This is a genomic window from Legionella nagasakiensis, assembly GCF_900639915.1.
Lineage (GTDB): Bacteria > Pseudomonadota > Gammaproteobacteria > Legionellales > Legionellaceae > Legionella_A > Legionella_A nagasakiensis.
In genome coordinates this window covers 41,191-67,357 of sequence record NZ_CAAAID010000001.1, presented here as the reverse complement: position 1 = coordinate 67,357, position 26,167 = coordinate 41,191, and the positions used below count along the sequence as shown (strand labels likewise).

Genomic DNA, 26,167 nt, shown 5'->3' with positions numbered 1-26,167 from the left:
GCCGCCTGCAAGCTGAAGGTATTTCTTCTCAAGTATTTCAGTCATTAAATAACAATAAAAAAATCAAATTGGTTATATTTTTAACTTATGGTCTAAAATATTACATATATTGAACGTTACGAGAACAACGGATGAAACGCTTCAAAATAATAGAGGGCGTTTTGACGATAGCAAAAGCCGAGCCTGAAACAAGATCCCTTGTTTCTCATTTACAAGAAACACTTTCTTACGATGAAGAATGTATTCATATAAACAACGAATACTATGAAGGCCAAGTTTTTTTTGCAGAACAAAGCGATGTAAGCATTACCAAAGTTAAATTTGAGCATTGGGAAAAAGGCGATCAAGCCTTATTTTTAGGGATTATATTACAACGTAATCCAAACATTGAGGAAATTGATCTTAGTCATTGCCGCTTAAGAGACACTGACATCCCCTTTCTTTTAGTGCTTTTTCGCACTTGTCATCATTTAAAAAAAATAAAATTGGATAATAATTTCATATCCAATGAAGGAGCATTATTACTGCTTCAAACGCTCCTGGAACATCCGACAATCACCGAGGTGAATTTAAGTGAAAATGACATCGGTTACCAAACGAGTTTGTTCATTCAACAACAAATTCGCGAATTTACCTCCATTACCATAGACATCACAAAAAACCAACAACCTGATGATATTACAACCACTCAACAAATCACGAGAGCAGATCCTGAAATCAGTCGTCAAAAAATTTTTCTTGGCGAACTTGCTGACGAATTTCAACCTGGTGATTTGCTCTATGGGTTAAGCCACGGCTTACCGAGTGATAAGGGACGAAATCCCGTAGAAGAAGCTCTTAAAATCGTCTTAAAGCAACAAAGCCATCACCAACTGCTTATTATCAATCCTTTTTCAGATTGGGTGATCAACAAAAATAATATGCATGGCGCCAGTAAAAAAGAACTGATCTTTTTTGAAGATTTTTTGCATGCCATTTCTCCTTCACTCTATCCCACAGATGATCAACCTTTTTTTATGGGATGGTCAGAACATAAGATCATTTGTAAATTAGGATTATTGTGGGCCCAAAGAAATGACAGGCAAGTGCACTATATTCTTGATGATTTAAAGATGGAGCATTTTTCAAGTGGTCATCGAAATCGCGCCGATACCTCTGTGACAGAATCAGAATTAAAATTCATTGCACGTTTTTATGGAGATTTAAAAGATAATGTGCAATTTTGGCGCACTGACAAAGAATCCGGGCGATTGGTAAAAGTACCTCCACCCTGGCTGGATCCTGAAACGCAACACCATTGGACAACGTATTTACAAGCACAAAGAAGAAAAATGCAACACTTTCCCAAAACGCATCCTTCCAAAGATGCCTTTTTTAAAACCATAGCTGAACGCAAACAACACTCCATTCTAGCTTATCGTGCTGCTCTTGAAGTCTTATTGGCAGATATTGTAGCAAAAACATCTAATCCTATATTAATTTCCTTCCTTGGAAAGTATCTTACAAAGTTATTAAGCGTAGATACAAAGTATAAATTGGAAAAACTGGTATTTGAACTTGGTGATGAATACCAGGCGCATCAAAGCGAACTCAAAGACAGCAATCTTGCATCATTATTAGAACATCTTATTCGACATGCTGGCAGTTACAGTAAAGCAGCAGAACATGAACGATTCTTCTTTCGTCGACCAGTCATAGAAAGGATATATGGCAACAGAGTCCTTAATATAATTGCACTATTTACCCTCGCAGAACCACTGCTTATTAAAACCGAATCCGGAGATAAGGCAACTTCATCTCCGAGCATCCCCGATCGTTAATGTTCGATGCATCCGCTAAATTTTTATAATAAAGGATATACATCTTGACAATTTCTCTCAAATTAAGCATGATAAAAGTCTTTTTTGTTATATGTGATTCAGCGGAGATTTGTAAGTGGCAAATATTAAGTCAGCTATTAAACGTGCGCGTCAAAATATCAAACGACGCCAACATAACGCCAGTGCCCGTTCCATGTACCGGACTTTTGTTAAAAATGTTCTAAAAGCAGTAGAATCCGGCGATAAAGATGCAGCAAAAACTGCTTATTCCAAAGCTCAACCTATTATTGATAAAGCGGCCGGTAAGGGTTTAATTCATAAGAATAAAGCCGCTCGCATTAAAAGCCGCCTCAGTGCTCGCGTAAAAGCGATGGCGGCGTAATTACCCAGCGTTTCCGTTGCTCTAAGTCCGAACAACCGAACCGGATTCTTCGGTTCGGTTCACTGACGGAAATTCTAATCTTCAACACGCACGTCTATCTTTTTTGCCTTGGCATTTTCTTTCTTAGGAATAATTACTTCCAATACGCCCTTTTTATATTTCGCCTGAATCTTAGACTCATCCGTTGTATCGGGTAGAACGAACCTGCGATAGAATTGGCCATGAACTCGCTCAATTCGCGAATAACCTTCTTTTTCTTCTTTTTTCTCGCTACGCCGTTCCCCTTTTATCGTTAGAGTATTGTTTTCAAGTGATATATGAATATCATCTTTCTCGACACCTGGAATATCTGCTACAACGATGTATTTATCTTTCTTTTCCTTAATATCAACAGCAGGGCTCCACAAGGTTGTTTCTACATCGGCCCCTTCTTCAAAATTAAAAGGACGTAAAAATTGATTCAACATCGTGTTGAAATAATCTCTTGGCCATTGTTGTGGATCACGTTTGATAAGACTCATGTTTTTCCTCCTTGTTATATAATCTAAAAGCTACTCAGAATTCGTACTACCACATCAGCATTTATTAAAACCAGCAATAAATTCCAAAAATGCTCAAATGGCAAAAATGAAGTTCAGAGGTATTTATAGATATAGGCCTTTTTGCCAAAAAATCAAGGCGGTATTGTTATTTCTTATAAGAATTATCACAACACATCACTTCTTCTTTGTAGGCTAGTTAACGCGAGCGATAACCGGGTTTTATTAGAGGTTATTCCCGGATATTGCTCGCACTATCCAGGCTACCGATTGGATGAATTGTAGCCTGGTTAACGCACCAGCGGTAACCAGGTTTTGTGGAGATTAGACTTTGTTTTTTACTTCGCACGCCTTACCTAATTTACGCAGATTTTCAGGACAATCCTCTTTACTCATCATCACTTCAATAAAACTCATTTTATCATGATGGGATTCTATTTGTGTAAGCACACTTGCAAGCTCATTTTCCGTACTAACTTTAGCGGAAAAAACATTCCGGCCAAAAATCTTTGGTAATTCAGCATAATTCCAAGATTGAATATTGTTGTATATCATTTCCGGGCCATGAATAACCCGCTCAATGGTATAACCATCATTATTAATTAAAAAAACAATTGGCGTTAATTTATGTCTAATGACGGTTGATATTTCTTGCGCCGTTAATTGAAAAGAACCATCACCAACAAACAACAACGTCCGACGTGCAGGATCCGCAATTGCCGCACCTAATAATGCCCCCACTGTATAGCCAATCGATCCCCATAATGGTTGTGAAATAAACGTTGTATCATCAGGAAGCGATGTCTCTAATAATCCAAACATGCTGGTACCGGTTTCAGCAAGAATAATGTCATTTTTCTTAAAATAATGCGCCATATTGGTCCAGAAACGTTTTTGCGTAATTTTTTCATCACTTGGCTGGTAGGGAGAAATGTTAGGATTATTGATTTTTTCTGTATGCTTATACCCTTTTAATGCTTGAATCAATGCAGGAATCACAACATTAAAATAAACATCTGGATAAACTGAATGATGAATCTTCACATAATTGCTATGAATTTCAATGGTTGCATTTGCATCAATCTTACAAGTAAAACCTCCGGTATTAAAATCTGACAAAACTGTACCAAAAGATATAATACAATCAGCCTTTTCTACTCTTTCTTGCACACCTGGAGTACTATAGTCGCCACTATAAGACCCCATAAAACTGTTGTGTGACTCATTAATAATCCCTTTCCCCATATTCATGGTTGCAAAGGGAATACTAGTTTGATCGAGTAATTCATGAATCATCGCCTTCATATTATGGCGGACGGCACATAAATCAGCCAAAATTACCGGTGATTTTGCATCACGTATTAATTTTGCCGCTCTTGCAACCAGCTCAGCAAGAGCATCCGGATTAGAATCAGGATATGTCAAATGCAAGCGTTTTTGGGGAGCCTCAATTTCAACTTCCACCATATTGCTTGGTAAACTAATATAAACGGGTTGCTTTTTAACCCAACAAATTTCTAGGGCATCGTCAATTTGCTTTCCCGCTTTTTCAGGAGAATCTAAAATAACAACTGCTGCCGATATTTTTTCAAACATATCGATGAAAATACTAAAATCACCCGTACCAAACGTATGATGCATAATAGCGCGTTGTCTTTGGGTGGTGGTTGCAGGCGCACCAACAATATTAACCACGGGTAAATACTCAGCATAACTACCAGCAATGCCATTAATAGCACTCAATTCTCCTACACCAAACGTGGTCACAATCGCCGCTGCGCCTTTAATTCGCGCATAACCATCCGCCGCATAAGCAGCATTTAGCTCGTTACAATTACCTAACCAACGTAATGACTTGAAATTTACAATGTGATCCAACAAGGTAAGATTGTAGTCTCCCGGAACACCAAAAACATCTTCAATACCAAGCTCAGTAAGACGCATTAATAAATAATTCCCAATGGATACCTTAGCCATAACATCTCCCTACTTAATAAAATCCTCTGATTACTGAGACAAAACCATCTGCATCAGGCATGCAACTCAAACCAATCGATGAGCCGAACTATTTCATGACTTAAAAATGCCAGCTGTTGCCTGCTGGGATAATTGCTCATAAACTCGCTTTGCCGGGACATAGTGAGGAAACTGCGTCATAATTTGGTTCAGAATCTTTCTGGATAACTCCTCATCCCCACGATTCCACTCATTCAATGCATCCAGGTACATTAAATCAACCGGCTGACCAGACACACCCACGGCTTGATTGAACGAAATAGGTTCAATATAGCTTAAACGCTCTTGCGCCTGAGCATCCAGCCATTGCAATACCTTTTTTGCTTGTTGGCTACCATTTTTTTGCGCCTGCTGTAGTAATTGTTTTCCCTGCTCAGGTAAACGCTCACCTGCTGTACCTTCATAATAAAAGGTTGCTAACTGATATTGAGCATAAGGATTATCAAGTGATGCCAATTTTTTATAAAGTTCTGCCGCTTGCTGATTATTCTTTTCAATGCCCAAACCATATTGATACATGCGAGCAAGAGCGAGTGTGGCTTTTGTATTGCCTTTGGCTGCCGACTGTTGGTAATAATTGACTGCTTCCGTAAAATCAAGTTTCACTGCAACACCCGTTTCAGAGAGCAATCCCAATTGATATAAAGCTTCATGATCGCCAGCTTCCGCGGCAATGTTATACCAATGTAATGCCTGCTGTTCATCACGCGGCCCCACCAACCCATTGAAGTACAAACCAGCTAATTGCACCATGGCCTGAGTATGTCCCTGATTTGCTGCCTGGATATAAAATTCCTTGGCTCTCTCAAAATCAATGGGACGTCCTTTGCCTTGTTCATAAATTAATCCCAAGTCAAACTGAGCAACGGGTTCACCCTGCGAAGCGGCAATCTCATATTTTTGTAAGGCTTGCTGATAATCATCATCTACTGTGTCATAAATAAACCCTGCGGCAACCGCAGCAGGCGGATAATTTATTTGGGCACTTTCATACCATTTTTTAGCTTCTGTATAATCTGGATAGGGTGTTAATTTGCCAAGATGATAGAGCCGTCCAAGTAAATATTGTGCAACAGGCTGATTTTGCTCCACAGCCTTGCTATACCAATCCTTAGCACTCACCGCATCCACCGGACCACCCAATCCCTGCTCATACATAAAAGCCAATTTTAACTGCGCCAGTTTATCGCCATTTTCGGCAAAATGATGATAAATATCCCGTGCCTGTTTCATTTTCGTATCATCATCAGCAAGCGACAAATAGTAATCGGCTAACAGTAAGCCTGCAGTGCTGTTTCCTAAGGCACGAGCTGTGTCCAATTCTGATAAAAATGCTTCTCCCGATTGCTGCTTTAAGACTGCCAGATTAAGATTAGCATAAGAAAAACCAGCATCAGCAGATTGTTGCAGCAACGCTTTTCCTTTTTCCCTATCCTCACTAATATTTTTTCCCTGACTATAATAAGTTCCAAGAATAAAAGCACTGACTGGATTCATCGAAGCCTGTTGATACCAATAGATGGCCTCACTGGGATTTACTGCGGCACCAATACCGCGATCGTACATAATCCCCAGCAATAATGCCGCCTGTCCGTTTCCTTTGACTGCCTCAAGTTTTGCGACATCAAAAGCTTCCGTTTGCTTATTGACATCCTTATCCATTGCATTGAAAAAAGCCAGTGGTAAAGCAGCTTGTTTCACCCCTCTGGCCACTGCATCTTGATATAGAGTCTTAACCAGGTGATTTCTTTTTGCTTTTTCAGTAACGCTCATTTCCTTATGTTTTTCTCGAATGAGAATTTCCGCCAGACGAAACTGGGCTGAACCATAATCATTAGAGGCAGCAAGATAATACATGGCAACGGCCTCATCCCAATTAGGTTTGATCACTTCTTTACCATTTGAATCTCTGAAACCCTGCTCATTCAGACGAGCCAGCACATATTGCGCCGGTGCATTACCTTTAAATGCCGCGTCTCTTAACCAGGATAAACCTTGTTGATAATTGGGCTCTATTTTTTTACCCTCAAGATATAAAAGACCCAGGTTATATTCAGCACGCAAATCTTTTTGTGCTGCTGCCAATTGATAGTATCTAATCGCTTCCTGAACATCTTGTTTGACTTCAATCCCATGCTCATACATCTGACCCAATATAAACTGGGCATTAGAATTGCCCAAAATCGCTTTTCCATAGAGCCGCTCGTACACACTCTTATCATCATTTTTATTAGCATCTGCCAGCGTCATAAAGTCCATATCATCAAATGCCTTATCTTCATGACTCAGAGGATAGAGTATTTGTTTATCTTGTTGAGCAATTACCGGACTATCAGGCACAAGCGGCTCACCTGATTCCAAATAGTTCTTATGGCCCATTGGATACCGAGGGAAGATAATGTCTGAATATTCCAATTGGCCAGAAGAATCTGCCAAAGCATCATAATATTCACTAATGAGAATCTCATTAGGTTCAGCCATCACGAAATTGGGTTTATAAAGCGAATTGCGATCGATGGATATCATCTGCGGCGATTGATTGTAATTATTTTCTTTTAATGCATCCGGATTATACCAAGCACTGTAGATACCTCCTAAACGATAACCGCTGGCCGCAAACGTGGAAGCCTTACCGTTACTAAGCCACGCAACCACTTTTCTTTTGACATCCGCTGGCGTTTCTTTTTCAGACTCTTTGGCTTTTTCTCGCCATTCTTTTGCCAGATTCTCATCTTTCGTTACAACCGTTCCCTCTTCATACAATTTGGCCAATGCAAGCTGTGCTTCGGTGGAATGGTTTTGAGCGGCTTTTAGCAGCCACAAAAAACCGGTATGAACATCATGAAAAGGACTGTCTTTTTCCAAATATAATTTGGCCAGCGCAATTTGGGCTGGAATGTAGTTGCGGTCTGCCGCTTTGGTATACCACTCTTTTGCCTGCATCAAATCCTTTTGCTGATAAGCCATTTTCCCCATCGTGTAGAATGCTGGCAGATAATCCTGAGCGGCCGCTAATTCAATGAGCTCCTTGGCCTTATCCAAATCACGGCTAACCTGATTGCCGCTTGCATATAATTCTCCAAGTTTTAATTGTGCCTCAGGATTACCTTGTTCAACCGACTTGTTTAACCAAATTAAGCCAAGGCTTTTATTTTTCGGATGACGGCTTGCAAGAAAATAGTCTGCCAAAGTAAATTGAGCAATACTATTGCCATTTTTTGCCGCATCAATATAGTACTTTCTAGCCATGCCAGGATTTTTTTTCGCCCCAAAACCATACAGGTAGGCAGCAGCACAATACATTTGCGCCTGGGTATCACCAGCATCTGCTGCTTTTTTAAACCAATAAAGTGCCTGCTCAGGGTTATCTTCTTCCAGCAAAGCATAATTAGCCATGATTTTTTGTGCCGGCAGAAATCCTTTTTCAGCAGACTGTTTGAAATGTCGTAATGCCAATGTATTATTTTTTAATTGGCCATACCCATATAAACGCATGCGACCCATGTAATAATCAACCACAGGATCCTTTCCGGAAGCATCACCAAGCTTCATTGCAGCCTGCATATAATGACCTTGACGATAAGCATTCAAATCATCATTTGCAAATGCTGCCCCAGTAGCAGCAACCAGACAAAACCATGGCATAAGCGATTTCATTTGATTCCCCTTATTATTGTGCCACGATAAAATGCCATTTTTATCAATCTATCGTTAGTGCTATTGCGGGATAATGCCGTAATGCACTACTTCTCGCACAGCCCCACCTTTGGTGTTGCTGTTCACTAACCAATGATTTCCCCGGTTGTTAAGTCCGAATCTAACTCGAGCGTATTCACACACTTGTACACTTTGTTCGCAATCCACTATCTTACCGTATTGTGATTTACTATCATCAACAGTACAAATGTATTTAAGTTGTTTTTCACAAGTCGACAATACTGCCCATTGCTTAGGCCGAATCACATGATTCAAATAAACACTACGTGAGCTTTCCAAATTACGCATCTGATAAAGATTAATCGGCTTATCCAATTTATTAAAGATAAAGTACAATGAATTTCGCTCACCTGCCTCGGCCGGAAAAATATCCAGTATTTTTAGTTGGAACTGATAACCAACATCGCGACATCCCAAGGGATTCTTAGATTCGTCTTTCTCTTTAGAAGAAGCATTAGCCGAGATTACCCCAGCCATTAATAAAATAATGGAGGCCATTTGTAAAAAATTTAGTTTCATTATCGAAGTTATGTTCATTATTGTTTCCCAGCACCAGTGATTGGACGTACTACAACTTTTGTTCCTAAAAATTCATTACGTTCACTCGACAATTCTACAAATTCTTGATTCAACCATTTTGCATCTCTGGTAAACATCCGAACACAACCATGACTGGCGCGGTAGCCTGGAATGTCATCAGAGCCATGCAAGGCAAGTCCTTTATGAAAATACATGCAATAAGGCATTTTCGCCCCACCGCGTCCTATGGGAAAAACATTTGATTTGCAGCGTTCATTTTCCTTGCTAAAAATTCGATAGATACCGGTTTTAGTCCGACAAGTTGGGCTGCTGTTATCTGAACATTTATCACTGCCGGAAGAAATAGGGCCCCATTTAACGAGCCGGCCATCTTCATCATAAGCGCCCCAAGCCAGTTTATCCTGATCAACAATAATTTGTTTAACTTTCTCTTGTGGATGAATTTTTAGTGGAAAAGGCGACAGATCAAATAAGGTGACTTTATCAAGATTCTTGGGAACAACAATTTCCTTTCCAGGCCATAAATAATTGTAACTGCGATTAAGTCGCTGAACCAAATCACGTTGCGTTTCATCAGGAAATAACTTTTCCCAGCTTTGGCCGCGGCCTACTTTAATGCATTCGTATTGAGGATATTGGCAAAGCGCTGTGCCATAATAAAGCGGCTTATCTGCTGAGTTTGCAACCACCGCCACAAACGTTAACATTGTTGCAACGACCAGTTTTTTCTTGTTCATGATCTAATTCCCTCTCTGTCATTCATACAAGGAAATTTCTCTATAATGAGGTTGTTCATACCTTTATTTTCGTCTGTTTCCAGAAAAAGTTTAGCTAAATTCAGTGATTAAAGTAAAAATATTTAAGAATGGAAATGCTGATAGATACGTGTCGCAAGGCTTTCACTGATTCCCTGCACTTTGACTATTTCATCAATGGGTGCTCTGGCTAATTCACGCAGGCCGCCAAATCGTCTTAGTAAAGCCTGACGACGTTTGTCACCAATTCCAGCGATGGACTCCAGTGATGAGGCAAAACCCGCTTTTTGTCTTTTTTTGCGATGAAGCATAATAGCAAAACGATGTGCTTCATCACGAATGTATTGGATTAAATGTAATGCTGGAGAATCAGGTGATAAAACCATTTCCTGCGATTCATCTGCAAGAATAATTTGTTCCCAACCTGCCTTGCGTGATGGCTCTTTAGCGACCCCCAATAATTTTACGTCTTTTATATTTAACTCATGAAGGACACGCACCGCTACAGTGACTTGACCCTTACCACCATCAACAATCAAGACGCTTGGCAGAGCTTGTTCAGCCACCAATTTTTTGAATCGTCGACGAATAGCCTGCTCCAATGCCTTGTAGTCATCACCAGGAGGAATACCTGTTATATTGAAACGGCGATACTCGCTTTTACATGGACCATTTATATCAAAAACAACACAAGACGCAACCGTGGCTTCACCTTGCGTATGACTCACATCAAAACATTCCATACGAATAATGTTCGTGGACATATTCAATACTGTCTGTAACGCTTCATATCGTTTGGCCATCATCGTGGCAGAAGCAGCTCTCTCCATGATAGCCACTCCTAAATTGTTGCAAGCAAAATCTACCCAACGAGCTTTTATTCCTCGCGGTCTACTCTGAATTCGGCATACTTTACCACGTAATGAGCTCAACAAAGTTTGCAGAGCTTGTTGATCATGAATTTTATGATTTGTCAGAATCAGTGAAGGAATTCTTTCTGGCGTACCAACATAGAAATGAGTTATAAACGCAGTGAAAACTTGTTGCCATAAATCGGCTTCTTCATATTCACCCTCTAGGGCCTGCTCAGGTACAGAAGGGAAAAAACTCTGACTACCAATGATTTGGCCATCTCGCACAGACACCCATTGAATGCATGCGAATCCAGGATGCGCTTCAAGGACAATCACATCCGCCTCACCTTGCAATTGCACCATGCCTTGTTGTTCCTGTACCAATCTCAGATTCTTAATTTGATCTCTAAGCCGAGCTGCTTCTTCAAATTCGAGGCGATTCGCAGCCTCTTCCATGCGGCTTTCCAGCTCGATAAGCATATCTCGCCTTCTACCTTGTAAAAAGTGCATTGCATCAACCACCGATTGTCGGTATTCACGTTCGGATATATAAGCCACACAGGGTGCGCTGCACCGTTTAATTTGATATTGTAGACAAGGCCGTGTACGATTATTAAAGGTGCTGTCGCTGCAATTACGGATTTTGAATACTTTCTGGATGGTACTTAATGTTTCTTTTACCGCCGTCACACTGGGATATGGGCCAAAAAAATCACCTTTCTTGGGCTTATTTTTACAGCGCATAATTTCCATGCGCGGATAATCATGTTGACCAGTGACATGGAGAAATGGATACGATTTATCGTCACGTAGTAACACATTGTATTTAGGGCGCAATGATTTAATTAAACTGCTTTCAAGAAGAAATGCTTCCGTTTCACTACGCGTGATACTGACTTCTATTGCCGCTATCTGATTAACCAGAGAACGGGTTTTTGCACCCGTATTTGCTTTACTGAAATAATGACTGACTCGTTTTTTTATATTGCCAGCTTTGCCAACGTAAAGCACATTTCCTTCGGCATCAAGCATCCGATAAACACCTGGCTCGGTTGTCAAATGAGCAAGAAAATTCTTTAAATGATGCGGTGAGGGGGGATTATTCATAAAAGCGTAGCACATTTAACCTTTTTAGATCATTATTTAAAGTATACGTCTAAAATAATCAGCTTTGTATGAATTCCATATTCGAAGATAGTTTTATTTAATAGACCCATGCAGCCTAAGGGATAAATGAATAATCTCATCCTGACACATAGAATAATTAATTATCCTTTAACGAATCGTCTGGTTGTTCTATGACTCGATGTTTCATCGCCAGATAAGTGAGTTCAACATCATTTTTTATCATCAACTTTTCAAAGATACGGTAACGATAACCATTAATCGTCTTACTGCTTAGAAATAACCGATCAGCAATATCTTGAACTGTCATACCACTTGTTATCATTAACATAACCTGCATTTCTCGCTCAGACAGCAAATCAAACGGAGATTCCTGATGAGCCTGCAGACTATTAATCGCCATTTTCTGGGCAATTTCAGCACTTAGATATTTTTCACCTTTGTACACCTTCCGGATTGCTGCAGCCATTTCTTCCGCACCTGATTCCTTAGTCAAATATCCCATGGCACCCAATTGCAATACTCGCGTGGGTAATGGCTCAGCGCACATTGCCGTTACCGCAATAACCTTCACCTGAGGATTGGATTTCTTAAGACGCCTAGTGACTTCCCAACCATCGATGCCAGGCATTTTCATATCGAGCAATACAACATCCGGTTTCTGTGTTTTCACCAATACTAAAGCAATTTCACCACTTTCAGCTTCACCGACAACGTCTACGTCGGGCAGATCTTCCAGTAATCGTCGAATACCCATTCTCACCAAAGCATGGTCATCAACAATGAGTACTTTTATCAAGTGATGCTCCTGACAGAACAGTCAATGAACACAAAAGGTGCAGAAATATTAACAAGAGTAACCATTCATTACAATGGTAGCGAATATAATGCTCATATCCAAAGTACAGGAACCTATTAATCTTTGCTCTTACGACACAAAACGAATAATGATTGAACGCTCTAACAGGCATGAATATGAATATTCGGATTATCTTTATTAACTGGAAAAAAGGGAGGATATTCACCTAGTTCACGCGCACGTTGAAGTAATTTACCCACATCGGATTTAACGAAGTCATAAAGTTGTTGATAGTCATCAATCACAAAATAAACGGGTTGAAGCCTATCGATTCGATAAGGCATCCGGAATGCGGCAACCGGTTCAAATAAGACCCGCATGGCTGTATCACTTTCAACACTATAAACGGTTTCACTAATCGAAGATAATATACCCCCTCCATAGGCTCTAATGCCTTGGGCAGTCTTAATCAAACCAAACTCCACTGTAAACCAAAATAACCGTTGCAAAAGCGGCCAATCCTCTTCGGGAAACTGCAACACTGTTTTGGCATAATCATGCATAAAATCAGCGTATACCGGATCAGTCAGCATCGGACAATGACCATAAAGTTCATGAAAAATATCTGGTTCTTTCACATAATCCAGCTCCTCTTCAACCCGAATAAAAGTCGCTGCTGGAAACTGGCGTCTCGCTAATAATTCAAAAAATTCACGAGCGGAAATTAAAGCGGCAACTGGAACAACTTGCCATCCAGTCAATGCCTGCAAACGCTGAGTCAGCGTGGGTAGCTGCGGAATAGAGTCTGCAGTGAGGGCAAGACTTTTTAATCCATTTAAAAATTCATTGCATGCCCGCCCTGCCAGCAATTTGCATTGTCGGTCGAATAACAGGCGCCAAATACGATGCTCTGCGGCCGAATATTGCACCATGCCCTGATCGTCAGGTTGATGTGATGTGTAACGGCTGACAAATTCCATACTTTCTCCTCAACTGAGCACCTTAGAACGTGTCGTCATGAGATCAAAGTGCTACAAATATTATTTTTTTACAGTCTTTCGCAATCGCTCCACAGAGAATGTGGTTTCTACTCCATTATCCATACGTCGTTGTGCTCCCTTCCATGCATGACCGTACACAATCTCGTAAGTTAATGGAAATTTGCCAGTTTCCGTCCGTAAAGCGCTAAAAGCCTCTTCAAATTTATGCCACGCATGTCGACCAGTCAAACCTTGATTCCGTGCCTGATTAATATTACGTACCCCTTGAGATTTAAGGCTTCTAACAAGACGAGATAAAGACGTATAATGTGCCGTCAGCATCTCCATGTCGACCACTGGATCAATGAACTGTTCGGTCAGCAAACAGTCACCAAGATCATGCATATCTAAAAATTCATTAGTATGAGCATATTGATTCACTTTAGCCCAAGAATATCTTAGTTCTTGAAACGTATCAGGGCCTAAAGTAGAAAACATCAAACATCCCTGTGAATTCATAACCCGATTTAATTCACCAATAACAGAGGATAGAGGTTGCGCCCAATGTAACACTTGATTAGCAAAGACCAAATCAAAAAATCCAGAAACGAAAGGCATGGCCATCATATCTCCATTCACTAATGGCCATTTTTTCCGCCATTTCTGCTTCGACTTTGCCTGCATTAGCATCGCGTAAGCTAAATCAAACCCTATTACTTGTGCTTGTGGATATTGCTTTCTTAAACGCTGAGTAAAAACCCCGGTTCCACAACCTAAATCAAGAACATAGCGCGGAGTAATTTTCAAATAGTGTAATCGCTCAAAAAGGCGCTCGCCAATTTCTAGCTGTATCTTGGCAGCCTGCTCATATTCTGTTGCATGAATGTTAAATGCATTGCAAATTTCGGATTTCAAATTCATGATGTATTAATGGATATTTGGTGTGCTTTGTACTTATATATCTGCTATACGTAGCAATGTCATGGATTTTCTGAGCTATGATAAAAGCCAATCAAGGATGAACTCGCATGAGTCAGAAAAAAATAAGTATAGCACAAATACTAAGACCACCTTCTATTTGCTCATTATGTAATCAGTATCATCAAAACCGTAGAGCAATCTGCGAGTCTTGCCTAGAACTTTTTATTCCCTTAGGTCCCGCCTGCCATATCTGCGCCATGCCATTGCTAGATGATAAATTTTTACTCTGTGGTCAGTGCATTCGAAAAAAACCCAAATTTGATCGAGTCATTGCCAGCTATCGTTTTGAGGAACCACTGCGAACGTTATTGCATGAATTTAAATATTATGAGGGACTTTATCTAAATGCGTTCATCGCGGATTTAATGTTAAACAATCTCCCTGACCTACATAACACCCAATGCCTGATTCCTGTTCCCATGCATCCCCGCCGACTGCGAGAAAGAGGTTACAACCAAGCAAACGAGCTCACAAAATACCTCGCTGCTCATCTAAGGCTCCCTTATGAGTTATTTCTCTGTAAAAAAATACGAAACACAGCGTCTCAAGCAGGTCTTGATGGCAAACAGAGACGGCAAAACTTACGTGGTTCTTTTACAACAAAAACTATTCGTTATCGTCATATTACTCTAGTGGATGATTTATTAACAACAGGCAGTACGGCTAACGAACTCGCAGGCGTTTTAAAAAAACAAGGAGCGGCTCATGTCGATGTTTGGTGTTGCGCCAGAGCAACATCAGAATAAAATCAAGCATAATCATTTGCGACCAGCATTATGCAAGAATGAAAAAAATAAGGAAACCACTCAGACGATGTGAAGCGAAGCCTCTCTTGACTCTCGCTCCTGCCTTAGTCGCTCAGGATATTCTCGATACTTTTTATTTAATCCATAGAAAAAACCGGCACAAGCGCCTACACCACTTGCATAGAAAGGCAGGATGTCTGAAATGGGTGGAGTCACTTTGTTGAACTGTGCTTGGCGCGACATTCCAAGAAATTGCTCACCATCAGGCACATGATTCCTGGTTATATCTACGGCATCATGATGTTGTGCAGCAAAGGCCTGTAAACTGGATGAACAAGCATAACTGATTCCCCACCCCAACAATGCACCAATGGCAGCGTGTTTAACTGTGCAGGCCATAGCTTCGGGAACATAACGCACAAAGAACAATACGTCACTAAGATAAACATCAGTCTGGTTTGGAGTTTTATTGTTTGAAGCAAGCATCATTAATCTAAAAGAAATAAAAAAATAATAATATCAAAAATAAATCAAATAGCAATTAATATATTCATCATGCTTAAAAATAAGGACGTCAGTTAATATTGACTTAAGAAAAGCAAGATACACTTAGGCCCGAATCAATTTTAATTTTACGATGGACAATGACCATGGGGAAAGAAATCTACAAAATCCTACATCCTAAAACAGCAGGATTAACGGGGAAAAAAAACCAGTCGCACTCGTTGTACACTCCCCTCATGACGATGAAGTAGGAACATCAGTCGATTTTGATGCTGCTATCAAATTTGTATCTGAACTTGGCTACGGAAAAATAAATACTGCTAAAAAATTGCCTTTCCCAGATTCAATCGACGGCTTAGCGAATGAGGAACAACTACAAATCGCTATCAGAACAGGAGGAAAGCCACCAGAATCAATTACATTATGGCTTGAATCTCATGGCGCTCCTGGTTGGCTATTTGCAGGCCCAAGAAGTGCCAACGCCGAATTATTGGCCACGCTAAATTTTGCACGATTTGTCCGACAGGTAGAAAGAGTCACAGGTAGTACGATTAATCATATTGTTTTAAGTGGTTGTTTTACGGCGAATGAATATTACAATGCAGAAAGCTCCATTTATTTTAACTCACCAGCCAGGATGTTAAGCTTTTTGCTTCCTGAAAAAAAGATAATAGGATTTGTAGGACAGAATGCATGTGCAAAAGTATCCAATGTTTATAGAAAAACAGACGACGATACTTACACACCGATTTATGTCAACCCTGAAGATGCCGCTGTTTTATATCAAAATGGGGCCGTCGTCGAAGCTTATGAGGAAGCGTTATATTGTGACCATGCCTATACTCCTTCTTTTATTAATAGGCATTGTGTGCTGGAACTAACGCCTGAGACGAAAGCCACGACATTTTATAAGCCTTGCCAGGCAAGAGAACTGGTTGCCAGTGACCCTTTTCGATACTTCGTCGAGCCAGAAAGTTATGGAGAAAAACAAACTCGCTTTGCGAAAAAAGCACTAGCTCGTTTGGAAGAAGAAACAAGATTAGCGACAGAAGCCGAAGAGGCTCCCCACGCGAGCTTTTCCACCTGAGTTAGCACCAGATCTTTGAATCATGGTAAGTGAAGAACCTAATCTGCCATAAAATTAAGTATTTACGATCCCTGCACATAACGTTGCAAATCATTCATCACCAGATGCACCATTAGGACACAAAAAATAATAAAGGCCAGACGATGAAATAACACTTCAAGAGCAATGGAAATTGGCCTTCCCCGAACTCCTTCTACAAGCGCATAGACAATAGAGCCCCCATCAAGACCAGGAATAGGAAATAAATTAATTAATCCTACGGCCAAACTCATCGTTGCAATAAAATATAAAAACACCGCTAACCCTTCAAAGAATGAAACGACCATTTCTGTAAAAATACCGATTGGCCCAAGCAATACAGCAAAAGGAAGAACACCTGATACCAATTGTTTCAATACTACTAGAAAAAAAACCAGCAACTGTATGATTTGCATCAATGATTGGCAACTGGCCTCTAAAAATGACCTGCCAGGGACTTGCTCCTGATGGTCATTCGACAAATCAGGAATAATACCAATCCCAGTTAACAATGCATTATGTTGATGAGTATATTGCCATTGATTCAAATTTAATGTTGTTAAGCGTTTTATCCCTGAGCTATTTTCTACAACAACTTGGACGTCTGGTTTCCCTAAATTCATAATGAATTGCATGCCAGCCTGCTGCCAGGAAGGTGTTTCTTTTCCAGCGATACTGAACAACCGATCCTCGGCCTGCAATCCAGCTACAGCAGCAATGCTTGAGGAAGAAACCGAAGCAATAACAGGAGCCGTTTGCTGATATCCAATCATGAAAAATATTAACAAAGCAATCCACGCGGCCACAAGATTTGCCAAACCACCAGATAATAAAATGATAACCCGCATCCATATCGGTTTTTTATCAAAACAATAGGGATAATTTTGAACTGGCACGGCTTCAATACGAGAATTAAGTAACTGCACATAACCGCCCAAAGGCCACAAAGCCCATATCCATTCGTAACCTTTTTTGCTCTGCCATTTTAATAATGGCCTGCCAAAACCAATTGAAATACGTCTGATTTTCACACCATATGCACGAGCAGCCAAGGCATGTCCAGCTTCATGCAAGCCAACCACCAACAGCAATCCTAAGACAATCGCCAGTAAAGACAATACAATATGCACAATTACTCCATTAACGAGTATTATCAACGACTAATTTCAGCACAGGCAGGCCGGGCCGTCTAGTCAACTCGCCTCCTTCGCGATAAACTTCAAACGTTCGATAAACCTCTTCAGTGTCACTGTCAACCAATTCCACATCTTCTCCAGATTCATCAACAAGCGTCACGGTCAAATGCATTTCTCTGAATTGGCTGATGTGATAACGCTCTTTGAACATACGAATGACATTCAATAAGCTTTTCGCTGCCTCATCTCCATCATGCTTGCCCTGAAAAATAATTTCCATATATCCCCCTTATCAGGATGAGCCTGTACAAAAAATGACTAACTAGTTTAACGGCTGAAATCGAAAGGACTTTAGGATTTATTCGATGGGTGCAACAGGATATGACTAAGCGCTTGTTAACAGGCTCTAAGCAAATCAACTGAATAAAGGATTAAGTCTACAAAACTAATAACCAATAGTATACAATTCCTATATTGTATATTAAACATGACCTCCATAAACTCCAGTGTTTGTAGCCTGCGGACTAAACCATAAAACAGCACCCATTGATGTGCGTGAAAAAGTTGCGCTGCCAGTGTCTACGCAAAACACTGTGCTCAACAGGCTCGTGGGTTTACCTGCCGTTAATGAAGCAGCCATTCTATCCACCTGCAACCGCACCGAGATCTATTGTGATACCAACGATCCCCTAAGTATTTTGCCTTGGTTGGCGAAAGAGCAAGAAGTATCGCTCGATGTTATCGCTCCTCACTTTTACATACACCATGAACACCACGGCATTCGTCATACCTTACGGGTTGCCAGTGGTTTGGATTCCATGATGTTAGGTGAGCCTCAAATCCTTGGCCAAATGAAGCAAGCCTATCAGCATGCATGTCATGCTGGCACAATAAAAAGTAGCTTGCGTCAAGTTTTCCAATATGTATTCAATGCCAGTAAACGCATAAGAAATCTCAGTGGCATTGGTAACAATCCAGTATCTATTGCGTTTGCCGCTGTACAATTAATTGGCCAACGATTTGTTGATTTTAATTCATTGAATGTATTTATCATCGGTTCGGGTGAAATAGCATCCTTAGTGGCCAAGTACTTACATAAACAGGGCGCATCGCATTTTATGGTTGCCAGCCGCAGCCACGAAAATGCCAAATTGCTCGCACAAACATTCACCGGTAAAGCATTGACCATCAGCGACATTCCACAATACTTGCCACAAGCAGATGTAGTCATTTCTGCAACGGCATGTCCTTTGCCTTTTATTACTAAAAATCTGGTTGAACAAGCAATGAATAATCGTCATCAAATGCCTATGTTCTTTCTGGATTTAGCTGTCCCTCGCGATATAGAAGTAAATATAAAAGAACTGCCTGGGGTGGATCTTTATAATATTGATGACTTGAAAACCATGACTGAAAAAGGAATGGATGAACGTCGCAATGCTGCGTTACAAGCAGAGCGATTAATAGATTTCGAATTAGAAAATTATATTCGCTGGCACCGTTCACTGAGAGCCAAGGAAATCATCTGTAATTATCGCAGTCAAATGCAAGAAATGGCACAGCAGGAACTGCAGAGAGCCATGCAAAAACTAGCGGCCGGCCATTGTCAATACACCATATTATCGGAATTTAGTGAACGTTTGGTCAAAAAATTAACTCACGCGCCTACCGTCGGTTTGCGACAAGCGGCTTGGGATAATCGCCAAGATTTACTCGATCTTGTGCAGTATTTATTTAATACCTCAACCAACCTCCCTTCCTATGAAAAAGTCACTTGAATCAAAACTGGAACAAATGTATGAACGTTTTCAGGAAATTGGACGTCTGTTATCAGAAGCAAGTGTTATTGCTGATCAAAACCAATTTAAAATGCTTTCAAAAGAATATTCGCAGCTTGAACCAATAGCTGCCTGTTATCAACAATATCAACAAGCTCGAGAAGAGCTTTATTCATTACAGAGCTTGTTGGAAGGTGAAGATAAAGAGCTCGCCGAAATGGCTGCCGAAGAAATAAAAGCAGCAGAAGCAAAGACAGAATCATTGGAAGAAGAACTGCAATGGCATCTCATTCCTAAAGATCCAGAAGATGAACGTAATGTTTATCTTGAGGTACGAGCCGGTACAGGAGGAGATGAAGCCGCCATTTTTGCTGGAGATTTATTCCGCATGTACAGTCGTTATGCTGAAACACAAGGATGGCATGTGGAAATTATTAGTGCCAGCCACGGTGAACACGGTGGTTTTAAGGAAGTGATTGCCCGAGTAAGCGGCCATAGCGTCTATGCCCAGTTAAAATTTGAATCAGGCACTCATCGAGTCCAGCGAGTACCAGAAACAGAATCACAGGGACGAGTACACACGTCGGCCTGTACCGTTGCCATATTGCCAGAAGTAGAAGAAATTGATGACATCGAAATTAACCACGATGATTTACGCATTGATACCTATCGCTCCTCCGGCGCTGGTGGTCAGCACGTCAATAAGACCGACTCGGCTATCCGTATTACCCACCTGCCGACCGGTTTGGTGGTAGAATGTCAAGATGAACGTTCTCAGCACAAGAATCGCGCTAAAGCAATGGCATTATTGAAAACCAGGCTTCTGGATGCTGAACAAAGCAAACAACGCAAGCAACAAGCAGAAACACGTAAGTTAATGGTCGGTAGTGGCGATCGCTCTGAACGCATCCGTACTTATAATTTTCCTCAAGGCCGATTAACGGATCACCGCATCAATCTTACCCTCTACCAACTTCAGGAAATCATAGCTGGTGATTTATCCGTTATCATAGATCATTTAAAACGAGAATATCATGCTGAATTACTTGCTGAATTAGGTAATCATGATTATTAGGGCGTATCCTCAAGCCATATAAAACCTATAAAATACTATCTACATTTTTGAAGACATCGAGTGAAAAAACAAGCGACCACCGAGATAATCAATATTCAAACCGCGCTGCAGCATGCAATAAATTGTCTGTCTAAAGACAATCCTTCAGCCCGTTTAGAGGCAGAAATTTTATTATCCCATACCCTGACTAAACCACGTACTTTTATCTATGCCTATCCTGAAGTTTTACTCAGTGCATCCCAATGGCAAACTTACCAGCAATTAATCTCTCAACGTAAGATGGGCACGCCTGTTGCCTACTTGACAGGCATTCGTGAATTTTGGTCATTGCCAATACAAGTCAATAAAGATACCTTGATTCCAAGACCTGAGACCGAATTACTTGTCGAATTAACATTAACCTTGCTTGCTAATAAAACACAAGCCTTGATTCTTGATTTAGGCACAGGCAGCGGAGCAATTGCTCTAGCACTTGCTTCAGAACGGCCTAATTGGCAAATCATTGCTGCTGATATTTCCTCAAGCGCCATTCATATTGCGCATACAAATGCCTCAATGTTTGACCTAACAAATATAAGATTTTTTTGCTCAGACTGGTTTGCAACGATTCCTCCCTATTTATTTGACGCCATTGTATCCAATCCGCCTTATATTGCTGAACAAGATCCGCATCTTACCCAAGGCGATGTTCGTTTCGAACCGCATCAAGCCTTAGTAAGTGGAATCAAAGGCCTAGATGCACTTAATCACTTAATTCAGAAAAGCATCTCTCATTTGCAGCCGAATGGTTTGTTACTGTTAGAGCATGGATATGATCAAAAACTCGAAGTTACAACAAAATTAACGCAATTAGGTTATGATAAAGTCCAATGTTGGCAGGATATGCAAGGAAATGACAGGGTAAGTGGTGGATGGTTTAAAAAGTAAAATAGCCAGGACTGATGGTTAAGCATCTGTACTTTAAATAAGCTATAGTTGATGAATAACATGTTTTTTGGTATACCTAGCGGTTTTCAGTGGAGTAACAAGATCCTTGGAACTATCATAGACTCGATATAGGTTGTTTGCCTGGATTAAAAGCCAAGTGGCAAAGGGCTCGTTGACAGGATGCACGGCAGCAGGAGGCTGATATGCCAGAGCAATTAATTGATTTAAACAATGAGAGTGAGCATAACGTGAAAAGTGATGCAGTAAGTAGCATGGGCATTGCCCCTTATCAAGAAGTAGAGGGCGAAGAATACATGAACAAACACCAGCTGGCACATATAGAAAAAATTTTGCTGGCATGGCGTCAATCTCTAATGGAAGAAGTTGACCGCACAGTAACCCATATGAAGGATGAAGCTGCGAATTTTCCTGATCCTTCTGATCGCGCCAGCCAGGAGGAAGAATTCAGTCTCGAATTACGTACCCGCGATCGTGAAAGAAAATTAATTAAAAAGATTGAAGACGCTTTAGAAAGGCTGAATGACGACGATTTTGGCTATTGTGAAGCCTGTGGTATCGAAATTGGCTTACGTCGTCTGGAAGCTCGGCCCACAGCGACTTTATGCATCGATTGCAAAACACTGTCTGAAATTAAAGAACGACAAAATCAAGGGAATTGATTACTCTGGTCTTCAAGCCATAGATCGCAGGCATGTTAGAGACATGCCTGCATGGCCATAATTAAATGGATTTGTCTGAATGACTTAAAATCGCTTCAATCTTTTTCATAAGACGCGCTACTGATCCCCGATTGGCACGAAGCACGGCGTTTGCATTACTAACCTGTCGTTCCTTGATTGCCTGGTGGGCATGCATGTTGCAAATCGATTGCATAAGCTCATCGGCATCTTTAACCAGCTGAATTGCTTCTGCAACACATAAATCCCGACTGATGGCCTTGGCATTAGAGACATAAGGACCAGAAAAGACAGGAACTTGCATAGCAATTGGCTCCAAAAGATTATGGCCACCAATGGGAACGAGACTGCCACCAACAAACGCATAATCACTTAATTGGTAAAAGCCAAGTAACTCTCCTAAAGAATCCAATATAATGACGTCTGAATGCGTATCAATAGTAGAAAATTGACTACGCAAGGCCGTATTAAAGCCAAGCTTCTTACTTAATTTATAAACCGTTTGAAATCGCTCTGGATGGCGAGGCGCAATCAATAGTAACAGTGAAGGAATTGCTTGTTTCAGCTCAGTCAGACGAATTAATAACTGCTCTTCCTCATTATCATGAGTACTGGCAGCAATAAACACCACCCGCTCTTTCCCCCATTTTTCTTTAAATTGAGGGAAATTTTTGTCTTTAGAAATGGTTATTTGCAAGTCAAACTTCAGATTTCCAAGTACTGACATGTGCTGAGAAGGTGCACCTAATGCGACGTATCGTCTTGCATCTTCTTCGCTTTGCGCCATAATTTCGGTGAATTGTTGCAAGATTGGCTTAAAGAAAAACCTGACTTTTTGATAGCTTTTAAAAGCATCATCCGACAATCGTGCATTGGCAAGCAATAAAGGCAGATTTCTTCTGTTTGCTTCAAAAATGACGTTGGGCCATAATTCAGTTTCCATAATAATACCGATGCGTGCATTTATTTTTTTAAAAAAACGACGCAACGCCCAAGGCAAATCATAAGGAAGATATTGATGAGCAACACGCTGTCCAAATCGTTTGCTCACCTGTTCTGACCCCGTAGGCGTCATTGTAGTTACCATCACCCGATACTTTTTCTCCAAGAAAGCATCAATCACTGGCGTGACTGCCACTACTTCTCCCAAAGAAACAGCATGAATCCATACATCCACTTCAGATGGCTCAATAGCACCCAATTGAAAACGTTCAGAAATACGTCGACGATACTGGGGCAGACGTCGTCCTTTCCAATAAAGCCGGATGATTAAAAATGGAATCAGCAAGTAAAGAAAAAATGTATAAAAGCGGCGCATACAAAGAAAGATCTTTTATTAATTGAAAATAATACTTCCATAAACAATCGGATTACCCAAAGCTTGGATTAAATGTCAGCAATCCTATTCTTTATGAGAAAACATCAAAGATTGTACCGCGATCTCGCCACTAAATGTAAAAAAAAATTCAAAATTATTGTCTCTCAATATCAAAGAAGTACAGCTAAAATTACTATTATGATATAAAATTATTATTTTATAATATGGTATTTTTTATATTTATTTTGTAAAATAATAAACCTAAAAGTTTTTTTTTGATGCACTTTAATACGTATTTGAAATGTCACCTCTTAACAATCGTGAGCTTAAAATGAATCTACGTCAATTATTCACTACCCACAGCTGGTGGGGAAAATTGATTGGCGCATTTTTTGGGTTTTTAATGGCAGGCCCTGCCGGTGCTTTATTTGGGATCCTTATCGGTAATTTTTTTGACCGGGGACTTGCCCAACATTTCTCCCGACCTTACTGGCAATACTATGCAGAAACGCGAAAAAAAGTTCAGAAGATTTTTTTTGAAGCAACCTTTTCCACAATGGGGCATATCGCAAAAACCGATGGTCGCGTTTCTGAAGAAGAAATAAAAATGGCCATAACCTTAATGAAACAAATGGGTCTTAATCACGAACAAAAAAAAGCAGCACAACATTTTTTTAATGAAGGTAAAAAAAGCAATTTCAATTTAAAATATACGCTTACTTTACTAAAGAATGCTTCTCAAGATAATCCCGAACTATTAAAACTATTTATTGATATTCAATATCAAGCGGCCCAAATTGACGGACTAACCGCCAACAAGATTCAATTAATAAATCTTATCCTCAACCATCTGGGTTTTGCACCGCTACAACAACAATACCGTTTCTATGAGAATTTCAACCATCGTTCCAATCATCAACACTCTAATCATCAATCCTCTTACAGACAGCAACCATACACACCCTCTCCTAAAAACACCCTCGAGTATGCCTATGCCATTCTTGAGATAAACTCAACCGCCAGTAAACAAGAAGTAAAACGTGCCTATCGACGCTTAATGAGCCGCAATCATCCAGATAAGCTAATTGCCAAAGGCTTACCGGAAGAAATGATAAAAATGGCGAATGATAAAACACAGAAAATTCGCAAAGCGTATGAAGAGATTTGCGCAAGCAAAGGATGGGGTTAATGTGGACGTCTTCGAATGACTAGCATAGCAGTTTTTCACATTCTTGAGCTTCAGCAAGAAAGGCAGAGAACTCTCTGCCTAAGCTTTGACATGCAATGGAAAAACAAGAGTTAGCCGAACTCAACTCCTTTTTCATCCAGAAGTGTTTTTGAGATATCTGCCATAATCTGATGGGCCAAGGCGGTAGGATGCACTGGATCAAAGAATAAATATCCCTCACAAGGATCTTTTCCCTCACCATGATGAAGTGCCTGCACTTTGGATGCCATTTTTAACATCGTTTGAGAAGAAGGCTCATCAGTCGTTTCTACATCATAGCAAGTGCTTGCAATTTTGCTGGCAAACAACCCATATTTTTCCGGTGAAGTAATAGCATCATGGAAAATTTCACCCACGTCCAAATATATCCAACGCACATCTGGATACTCTCTTTCCAATTCGGATACATTGTTGCGCAATCGACGGTTATGCTCTTCGGAAAGATAAGACAAACGCTCCGTTTCATTAAAGTCATACGCAGCAGGCGTTTTACCTAAATCTGGCAGATTGACAACAAGGATATTCCTCGCGCCTTTCTCAATCAAGCGCTTGATATCTCTTTGGATTCCTCCAAGCACTGTATTCAATGCTTTTTCTGAATCTTCTGGAATGGCTAAATAATTGTTAGAACCAATCCATACTACATATAAACTATTTTCATCCGCTCTATCATGATGAGCAAGCAAATAACTATCAATTTCACGACGTAACGTAAATAGCGCAGATTCTGGATCATCCTCTTCTTCGTCCAAAACTCCCGCACCTCCAAACGCATAATTTTGGAGATGATGTTGAGGAGGATCATCGGGGGATTTTGGAGGAAGATCATCTGGGAAATAACCAGACGTCAATAACTCAATCCAGACGGGCCCATTACTGAAGCGCCCTTGAAAGTAAGGTGGATCTGAAGGAAACTGACGCTTCATGTATTCATGCAAATTGCCATTATCAGACAAGCTATCGCCAAAGACTACTATTTTGTTTAACGGCGTGGCTGAAATCAATGAAGAAAACAATAAAGCAAACGCAGTAATCAAAATTTTCATGCCATACTCTTGGTTTATCCATGGAATGAATGATTATAGTATTGAAGATGAAGCACAATCAATGAGTCGAATCATCAAGACCGATTAATTTCCGGCTG

Annotated in this window: 23 protein-coding genes; 9 read left to right on the top strand and 14 right to left on the bottom strand. The window is 40.4% G+C overall.

What is annotated here, in order from left to right:
• Positions 1–131 precede the first annotated feature (131 nt).
• Both E1O52_RS00315 and rpsT read left to right on the top strand, forming a co-directional pair.
• Positions 132–1,820, top strand: a complete 1,689-nt coding sequence (locus E1O52_RS00315; RefSeq protein ID WP_133126760.1) for a leucine-rich repeat domain-containing protein — start codon at positions 132–134, stop codon at positions 1,818–1,820.
• 115 nt (positions 1,821–1,935) lie between these two features.
• Entirely contained in the window at positions 1,936–2,202 is a 267-nt protein-coding gene (gene rpsT / locus E1O52_RS00310; RefSeq protein ID WP_133126759.1) for a 30S ribosomal protein S20, read from the top strand.
• Positions 2,203–2,276: 74 nt separating this feature from the next.
• Here rpsT and E1O52_RS00305 read toward each other — a convergent pair whose 3' ends face one another.
• The 9 genes from E1O52_RS00305 to bioC all read right to left on the bottom strand — a co-directional run bounded on the left by E1O52_RS00305 (position 2,277) and on the right by bioC (position 14,448).
• Positions 2,277–2,723: an Hsp20/alpha crystallin family protein gene (locus E1O52_RS00305; protein ID WP_133126758.1), complete on the bottom strand. Its 447-nt coding sequence runs from the start codon at positions 2,721–2,723 to the stop codon at positions 2,277–2,279.
• A 342-nt stretch (positions 2,724–3,065) separates the two neighbouring features.
• Positions 3,066–4,718: an alpha-keto acid decarboxylase family protein gene (locus tag E1O52_RS00300; RefSeq protein ID WP_133126757.1), complete on the bottom strand. Its 1,653-nt coding sequence runs from the start codon at positions 4,716–4,718 to the stop codon at positions 3,066–3,068.
• Positions 4,719–4,811: 93 nt separating this feature from the next.
• A complete protein-coding gene (locus tag E1O52_RS00295; protein WP_133126756.1) occupies positions 4,812–8,414 on the bottom strand; it encodes a tetratricopeptide repeat protein in 3,603 nt (1,200 codons plus the stop codon).
• 60 nt (positions 8,415–8,474) lie between these two features.
• On the bottom strand, positions 8,475–9,011 hold the full coding sequence (locus E1O52_RS00290) for an endopeptidase IV (RefSeq protein ID WP_242602115.1): 537 nt from the start codon (positions 9,009–9,011) through the stop codon (positions 8,475–8,477).
• The gene (locus tag E1O52_RS00285) at positions 9,011–9,721 is read right to left on the bottom strand and encodes a L,D-transpeptidase (RefSeq protein ID WP_242602123.1); all 711 of its coding nucleotides are present in this window, start codon (positions 9,719–9,721) and stop codon (positions 9,011–9,013) included. Before E1O52_RS00285 ends, E1O52_RS00290 begins: the two co-directional genes overlap by 1 nt.
• A 152-nt stretch (positions 9,722–9,873) precedes the next feature.
• Entirely contained in the window at positions 9,874–11,730 is a 1,857-nt protein-coding gene (gene uvrC / locus E1O52_RS00280) for an excinuclease ABC subunit UvrC (RefSeq protein ID WP_133126754.1), read from the bottom strand.
• Between the two features lie 157 nt (positions 11,731–11,887).
• Positions 11,888–12,547, bottom strand: a complete 660-nt coding sequence (gene letA / locus E1O52_RS00275; protein WP_133126753.1) for a two-component system response regulator LetA — start codon at positions 12,545–12,547, stop codon at positions 11,888–11,890.
• Positions 12,548–12,708: 161 nt separating this feature from the next.
• The gene (gene phhA / locus E1O52_RS00270) at positions 12,709–13,527 is read right to left on the bottom strand and encodes a phenylalanine 4-monooxygenase (RefSeq protein WP_133126752.1); all 819 of its coding nucleotides are present in this window, start codon (positions 13,525–13,527) and stop codon (positions 12,709–12,711) included.
• A gap of 60 nt (positions 13,528–13,587) precedes the next feature.
• Positions 13,588–14,448, bottom strand: a complete 861-nt coding sequence (gene bioC, locus E1O52_RS00265; protein ID WP_133126751.1) for a malonyl-ACP O-methyltransferase BioC — start codon at positions 14,446–14,448, stop codon at positions 13,588–13,590.
• Positions 14,449–14,555: 107 nt separating this feature from the next.
• Here bioC and E1O52_RS00260 point away from each other — a divergent pair, with 107 nt between their 5' ends.
• Positions 14,556–15,254 carry a ComF family protein gene (locus tag E1O52_RS00260; RefSeq protein WP_207384149.1) on the top strand — a complete coding sequence of 233 codons (699 nt, stop codon included), beginning with the start codon at positions 14,556–14,558 and terminating at the stop codon, positions 15,252–15,254.
• Between the two features lie 60 nt (positions 15,255–15,314).
• Here E1O52_RS00260 and E1O52_RS00255 read toward each other — a convergent pair whose 3' ends face one another.
• A complete protein-coding gene (locus tag E1O52_RS00255; RefSeq protein WP_133126750.1) occupies positions 15,315–15,743 on the bottom strand; it encodes a hypothetical protein in 429 nt (142 codons plus the stop codon).
• Positions 15,744–16,086: 343 nt separating this feature from the next.
• On the opposite strand from E1O52_RS00255, the gene E1O52_RS00250 reads away from it, so the two are divergent.
• Complete coding sequence (locus E1O52_RS00250) at positions 16,087–16,845, top strand: hypothetical protein (RefSeq protein ID WP_133126749.1); 759 nt, start codon at positions 16,087–16,089, stop codon at positions 16,843–16,845.
• 62 nt (positions 16,846–16,907) lie between these two features.
• Here the strand turns inward: E1O52_RS00250 and E1O52_RS00245 are convergent, their stop codons facing one another.
• Positions 16,908–17,987, bottom strand: a complete 1,080-nt coding sequence (locus E1O52_RS00245) for a M50 family metallopeptidase (RefSeq protein ID WP_133126959.1) — start codon at positions 17,985–17,987, stop codon at positions 16,908–16,910.
• A gap of 16 nt (positions 17,988–18,003) precedes the next feature.
• A complete protein-coding gene (locus tag E1O52_RS00240) occupies positions 18,004–18,279 on the bottom strand; it encodes a hypothetical protein (protein WP_133126748.1) in 276 nt (91 codons plus the stop codon).
• A 226-nt stretch (positions 18,280–18,505) separates the two neighbouring features.
• Between E1O52_RS00240 and hemA the strand changes: the two genes are divergently transcribed.
• From hemA to dksA, 4 genes are all read left to right on the top strand, one after another.
• Positions 18,506–19,777: a glutamyl-tRNA reductase gene (gene hemA, locus E1O52_RS00235; RefSeq protein ID WP_133126747.1), complete on the top strand. Its 1,272-nt coding sequence runs from the start codon at positions 18,506–18,508 to the stop codon at positions 19,775–19,777.
• On the top strand, positions 19,761–20,852 hold the full coding sequence (gene prfA / locus E1O52_RS00230) for a peptide chain release factor 1 (RefSeq protein ID WP_133126746.1): 1,092 nt from the start codon (positions 19,761–19,763) through the stop codon (positions 20,850–20,852). The genes hemA and prfA overlap by 17 nt, the downstream gene beginning before the upstream one ends.
• 84 nt (positions 20,853–20,936) lie before the next feature.
• Positions 20,937–21,779, top strand: coding sequence for a peptide chain release factor N(5)-glutamine methyltransferase (gene prmC, locus E1O52_RS00225; RefSeq protein WP_133126958.1), 843 nt, complete (start codon positions 20,937–20,939; stop codon positions 21,777–21,779).
• Between the two features lie 203 nt (positions 21,780–21,982).
• Positions 21,983–22,459 carry an RNA polymerase-binding protein DksA gene (dksA, locus tag E1O52_RS00220; RefSeq protein ID WP_133126745.1) on the top strand — a complete coding sequence of 159 codons (477 nt, stop codon included), beginning with the start codon at positions 21,983–21,985 and terminating at the stop codon, positions 22,457–22,459.
• 61 nt (positions 22,460–22,520) lie between these two features.
• Here the strand turns inward: dksA and waaA are convergent, their stop codons facing one another.
• Entirely contained in the window at positions 22,521–23,795 is a 1,275-nt protein-coding gene (gene waaA, locus E1O52_RS00215) for a lipid IV(A) 3-deoxy-D-manno-octulosonic acid transferase (protein WP_133126744.1), read from the bottom strand.
• A 331-nt stretch (positions 23,796–24,126) separates the two neighbouring features.
• Here waaA and djlA point away from each other — a divergent pair, with 331 nt between their 5' ends.
• A complete protein-coding gene (gene djlA, locus E1O52_RS00210) occupies positions 24,127–24,984 on the top strand; it encodes a co-chaperone DjlA (protein WP_133126743.1) in 858 nt (285 codons plus the stop codon).
• A 110-nt stretch (positions 24,985–25,094) separates the two neighbouring features.
• On the opposite strand, the gene plaA is transcribed toward djlA, so the two are convergent.
• Complete coding sequence (gene plaA, locus E1O52_RS00205; protein WP_133126742.1) at positions 25,095–26,069, bottom strand: GDSL family lysophospholipase PlaA; 975 nt, start codon at positions 26,067–26,069, stop codon at positions 25,095–25,097.
• Between the last annotated feature and the right edge of the window lie 98 nt (positions 26,070–26,167).

Bases quoted from the DNA above. Each gene is read 5' to 3' on its own strand.
- djlA (WP_133126743.1), top strand. From the start codon at position 24,127: ATGAATCTACGTCAATTATTCACTACCCACAGCTGGTGGGGAAAATTG.
- plaA (WP_133126742.1), bottom strand. From the start codon at position 26,069: ATGAAAATTTTGATTACTGCGTTTGCTTTATTGTTTTCTTCATTGATT.
- E1O52_RS00290 (WP_242602115.1), bottom strand. From the start codon at position 9,011: ATGAACATAACTTCGATAATGAAACTAAATTTTTTACAAATGGCCTCC.
- dksA (WP_133126745.1), top strand. From the start codon at position 21,983: ATGCCAGAGCAATTAATTGATTTAAACAATGAGAGTGAGCATAACGTG.
- E1O52_RS00300 (WP_133126757.1), bottom strand. From the start codon at position 4,718: ATGGCTAAGGTATCCATTGGGAATTATTTATTAATGCGTCTTACTGAG.
- prfA (WP_133126746.1), top strand. From the start codon at position 19,761: ATGAAAAAGTCACTTGAATCAAAACTGGAACAAATGTATGAACGTTTT.
- E1O52_RS00240 (WP_133126748.1), bottom strand. From the start codon at position 18,279: ATGGAAATTATTTTTCAGGGCAAGCATGATGGAGATGAGGCAGCGAAA.
- E1O52_RS00260 (WP_207384149.1), top strand. From the start codon at position 14,556: ATGAGTCAGAAAAAAATAAGTATAGCACAAATACTAAGACCACCTTCT.
- E1O52_RS00285 (WP_242602123.1), bottom strand. From the start codon at position 9,721: ATGTTAACGTTTGTGGCGGTGGTTGCAAACTCAGCAGATAAGCCGCTT.
- uvrC (WP_133126754.1), bottom strand. From the start codon at position 11,730: ATGAATAATCCCCCCTCACCGCATCATTTAAAGAATTTTCTTGCTCAT.
- E1O52_RS00295 (WP_133126756.1), bottom strand. From the start codon at position 8,414: ATGAAATCGCTTATGCCATGGTTTTGTCTGGTTGCTGCTACTGGGGCA.
- E1O52_RS00305 (WP_133126758.1), bottom strand. From the start codon at position 2,723: ATGAGTCTTATCAAACGTGATCCACAACAATGGCCAAGAGATTATTTC.
- E1O52_RS00255 (WP_133126750.1), bottom strand. From the start codon at position 15,743: ATGATGCTTGCTTCAAACAATAAAACTCCAAACCAGACTGATGTTTAT.
- waaA (WP_133126744.1), bottom strand. From the start codon at position 23,795: ATGCGCCGCTTTTATACATTTTTTCTTTACTTGCTGATTCCATTTTTA.
- E1O52_RS00315 (WP_133126760.1), top strand. From the start codon at position 132: ATGAAACGCTTCAAAATAATAGAGGGCGTTTTGACGATAGCAAAAGCC.
- phhA (WP_133126752.1), bottom strand. From the start codon at position 13,527: ATGGAATTTGTCAGCCGTTACACATCACATCAACCTGACGATCAGGGC.
- bioC (WP_133126751.1), bottom strand. From the start codon at position 14,448: ATGAATTTGAAATCCGAAATTTGCAATGCATTTAACATTCATGCAACA.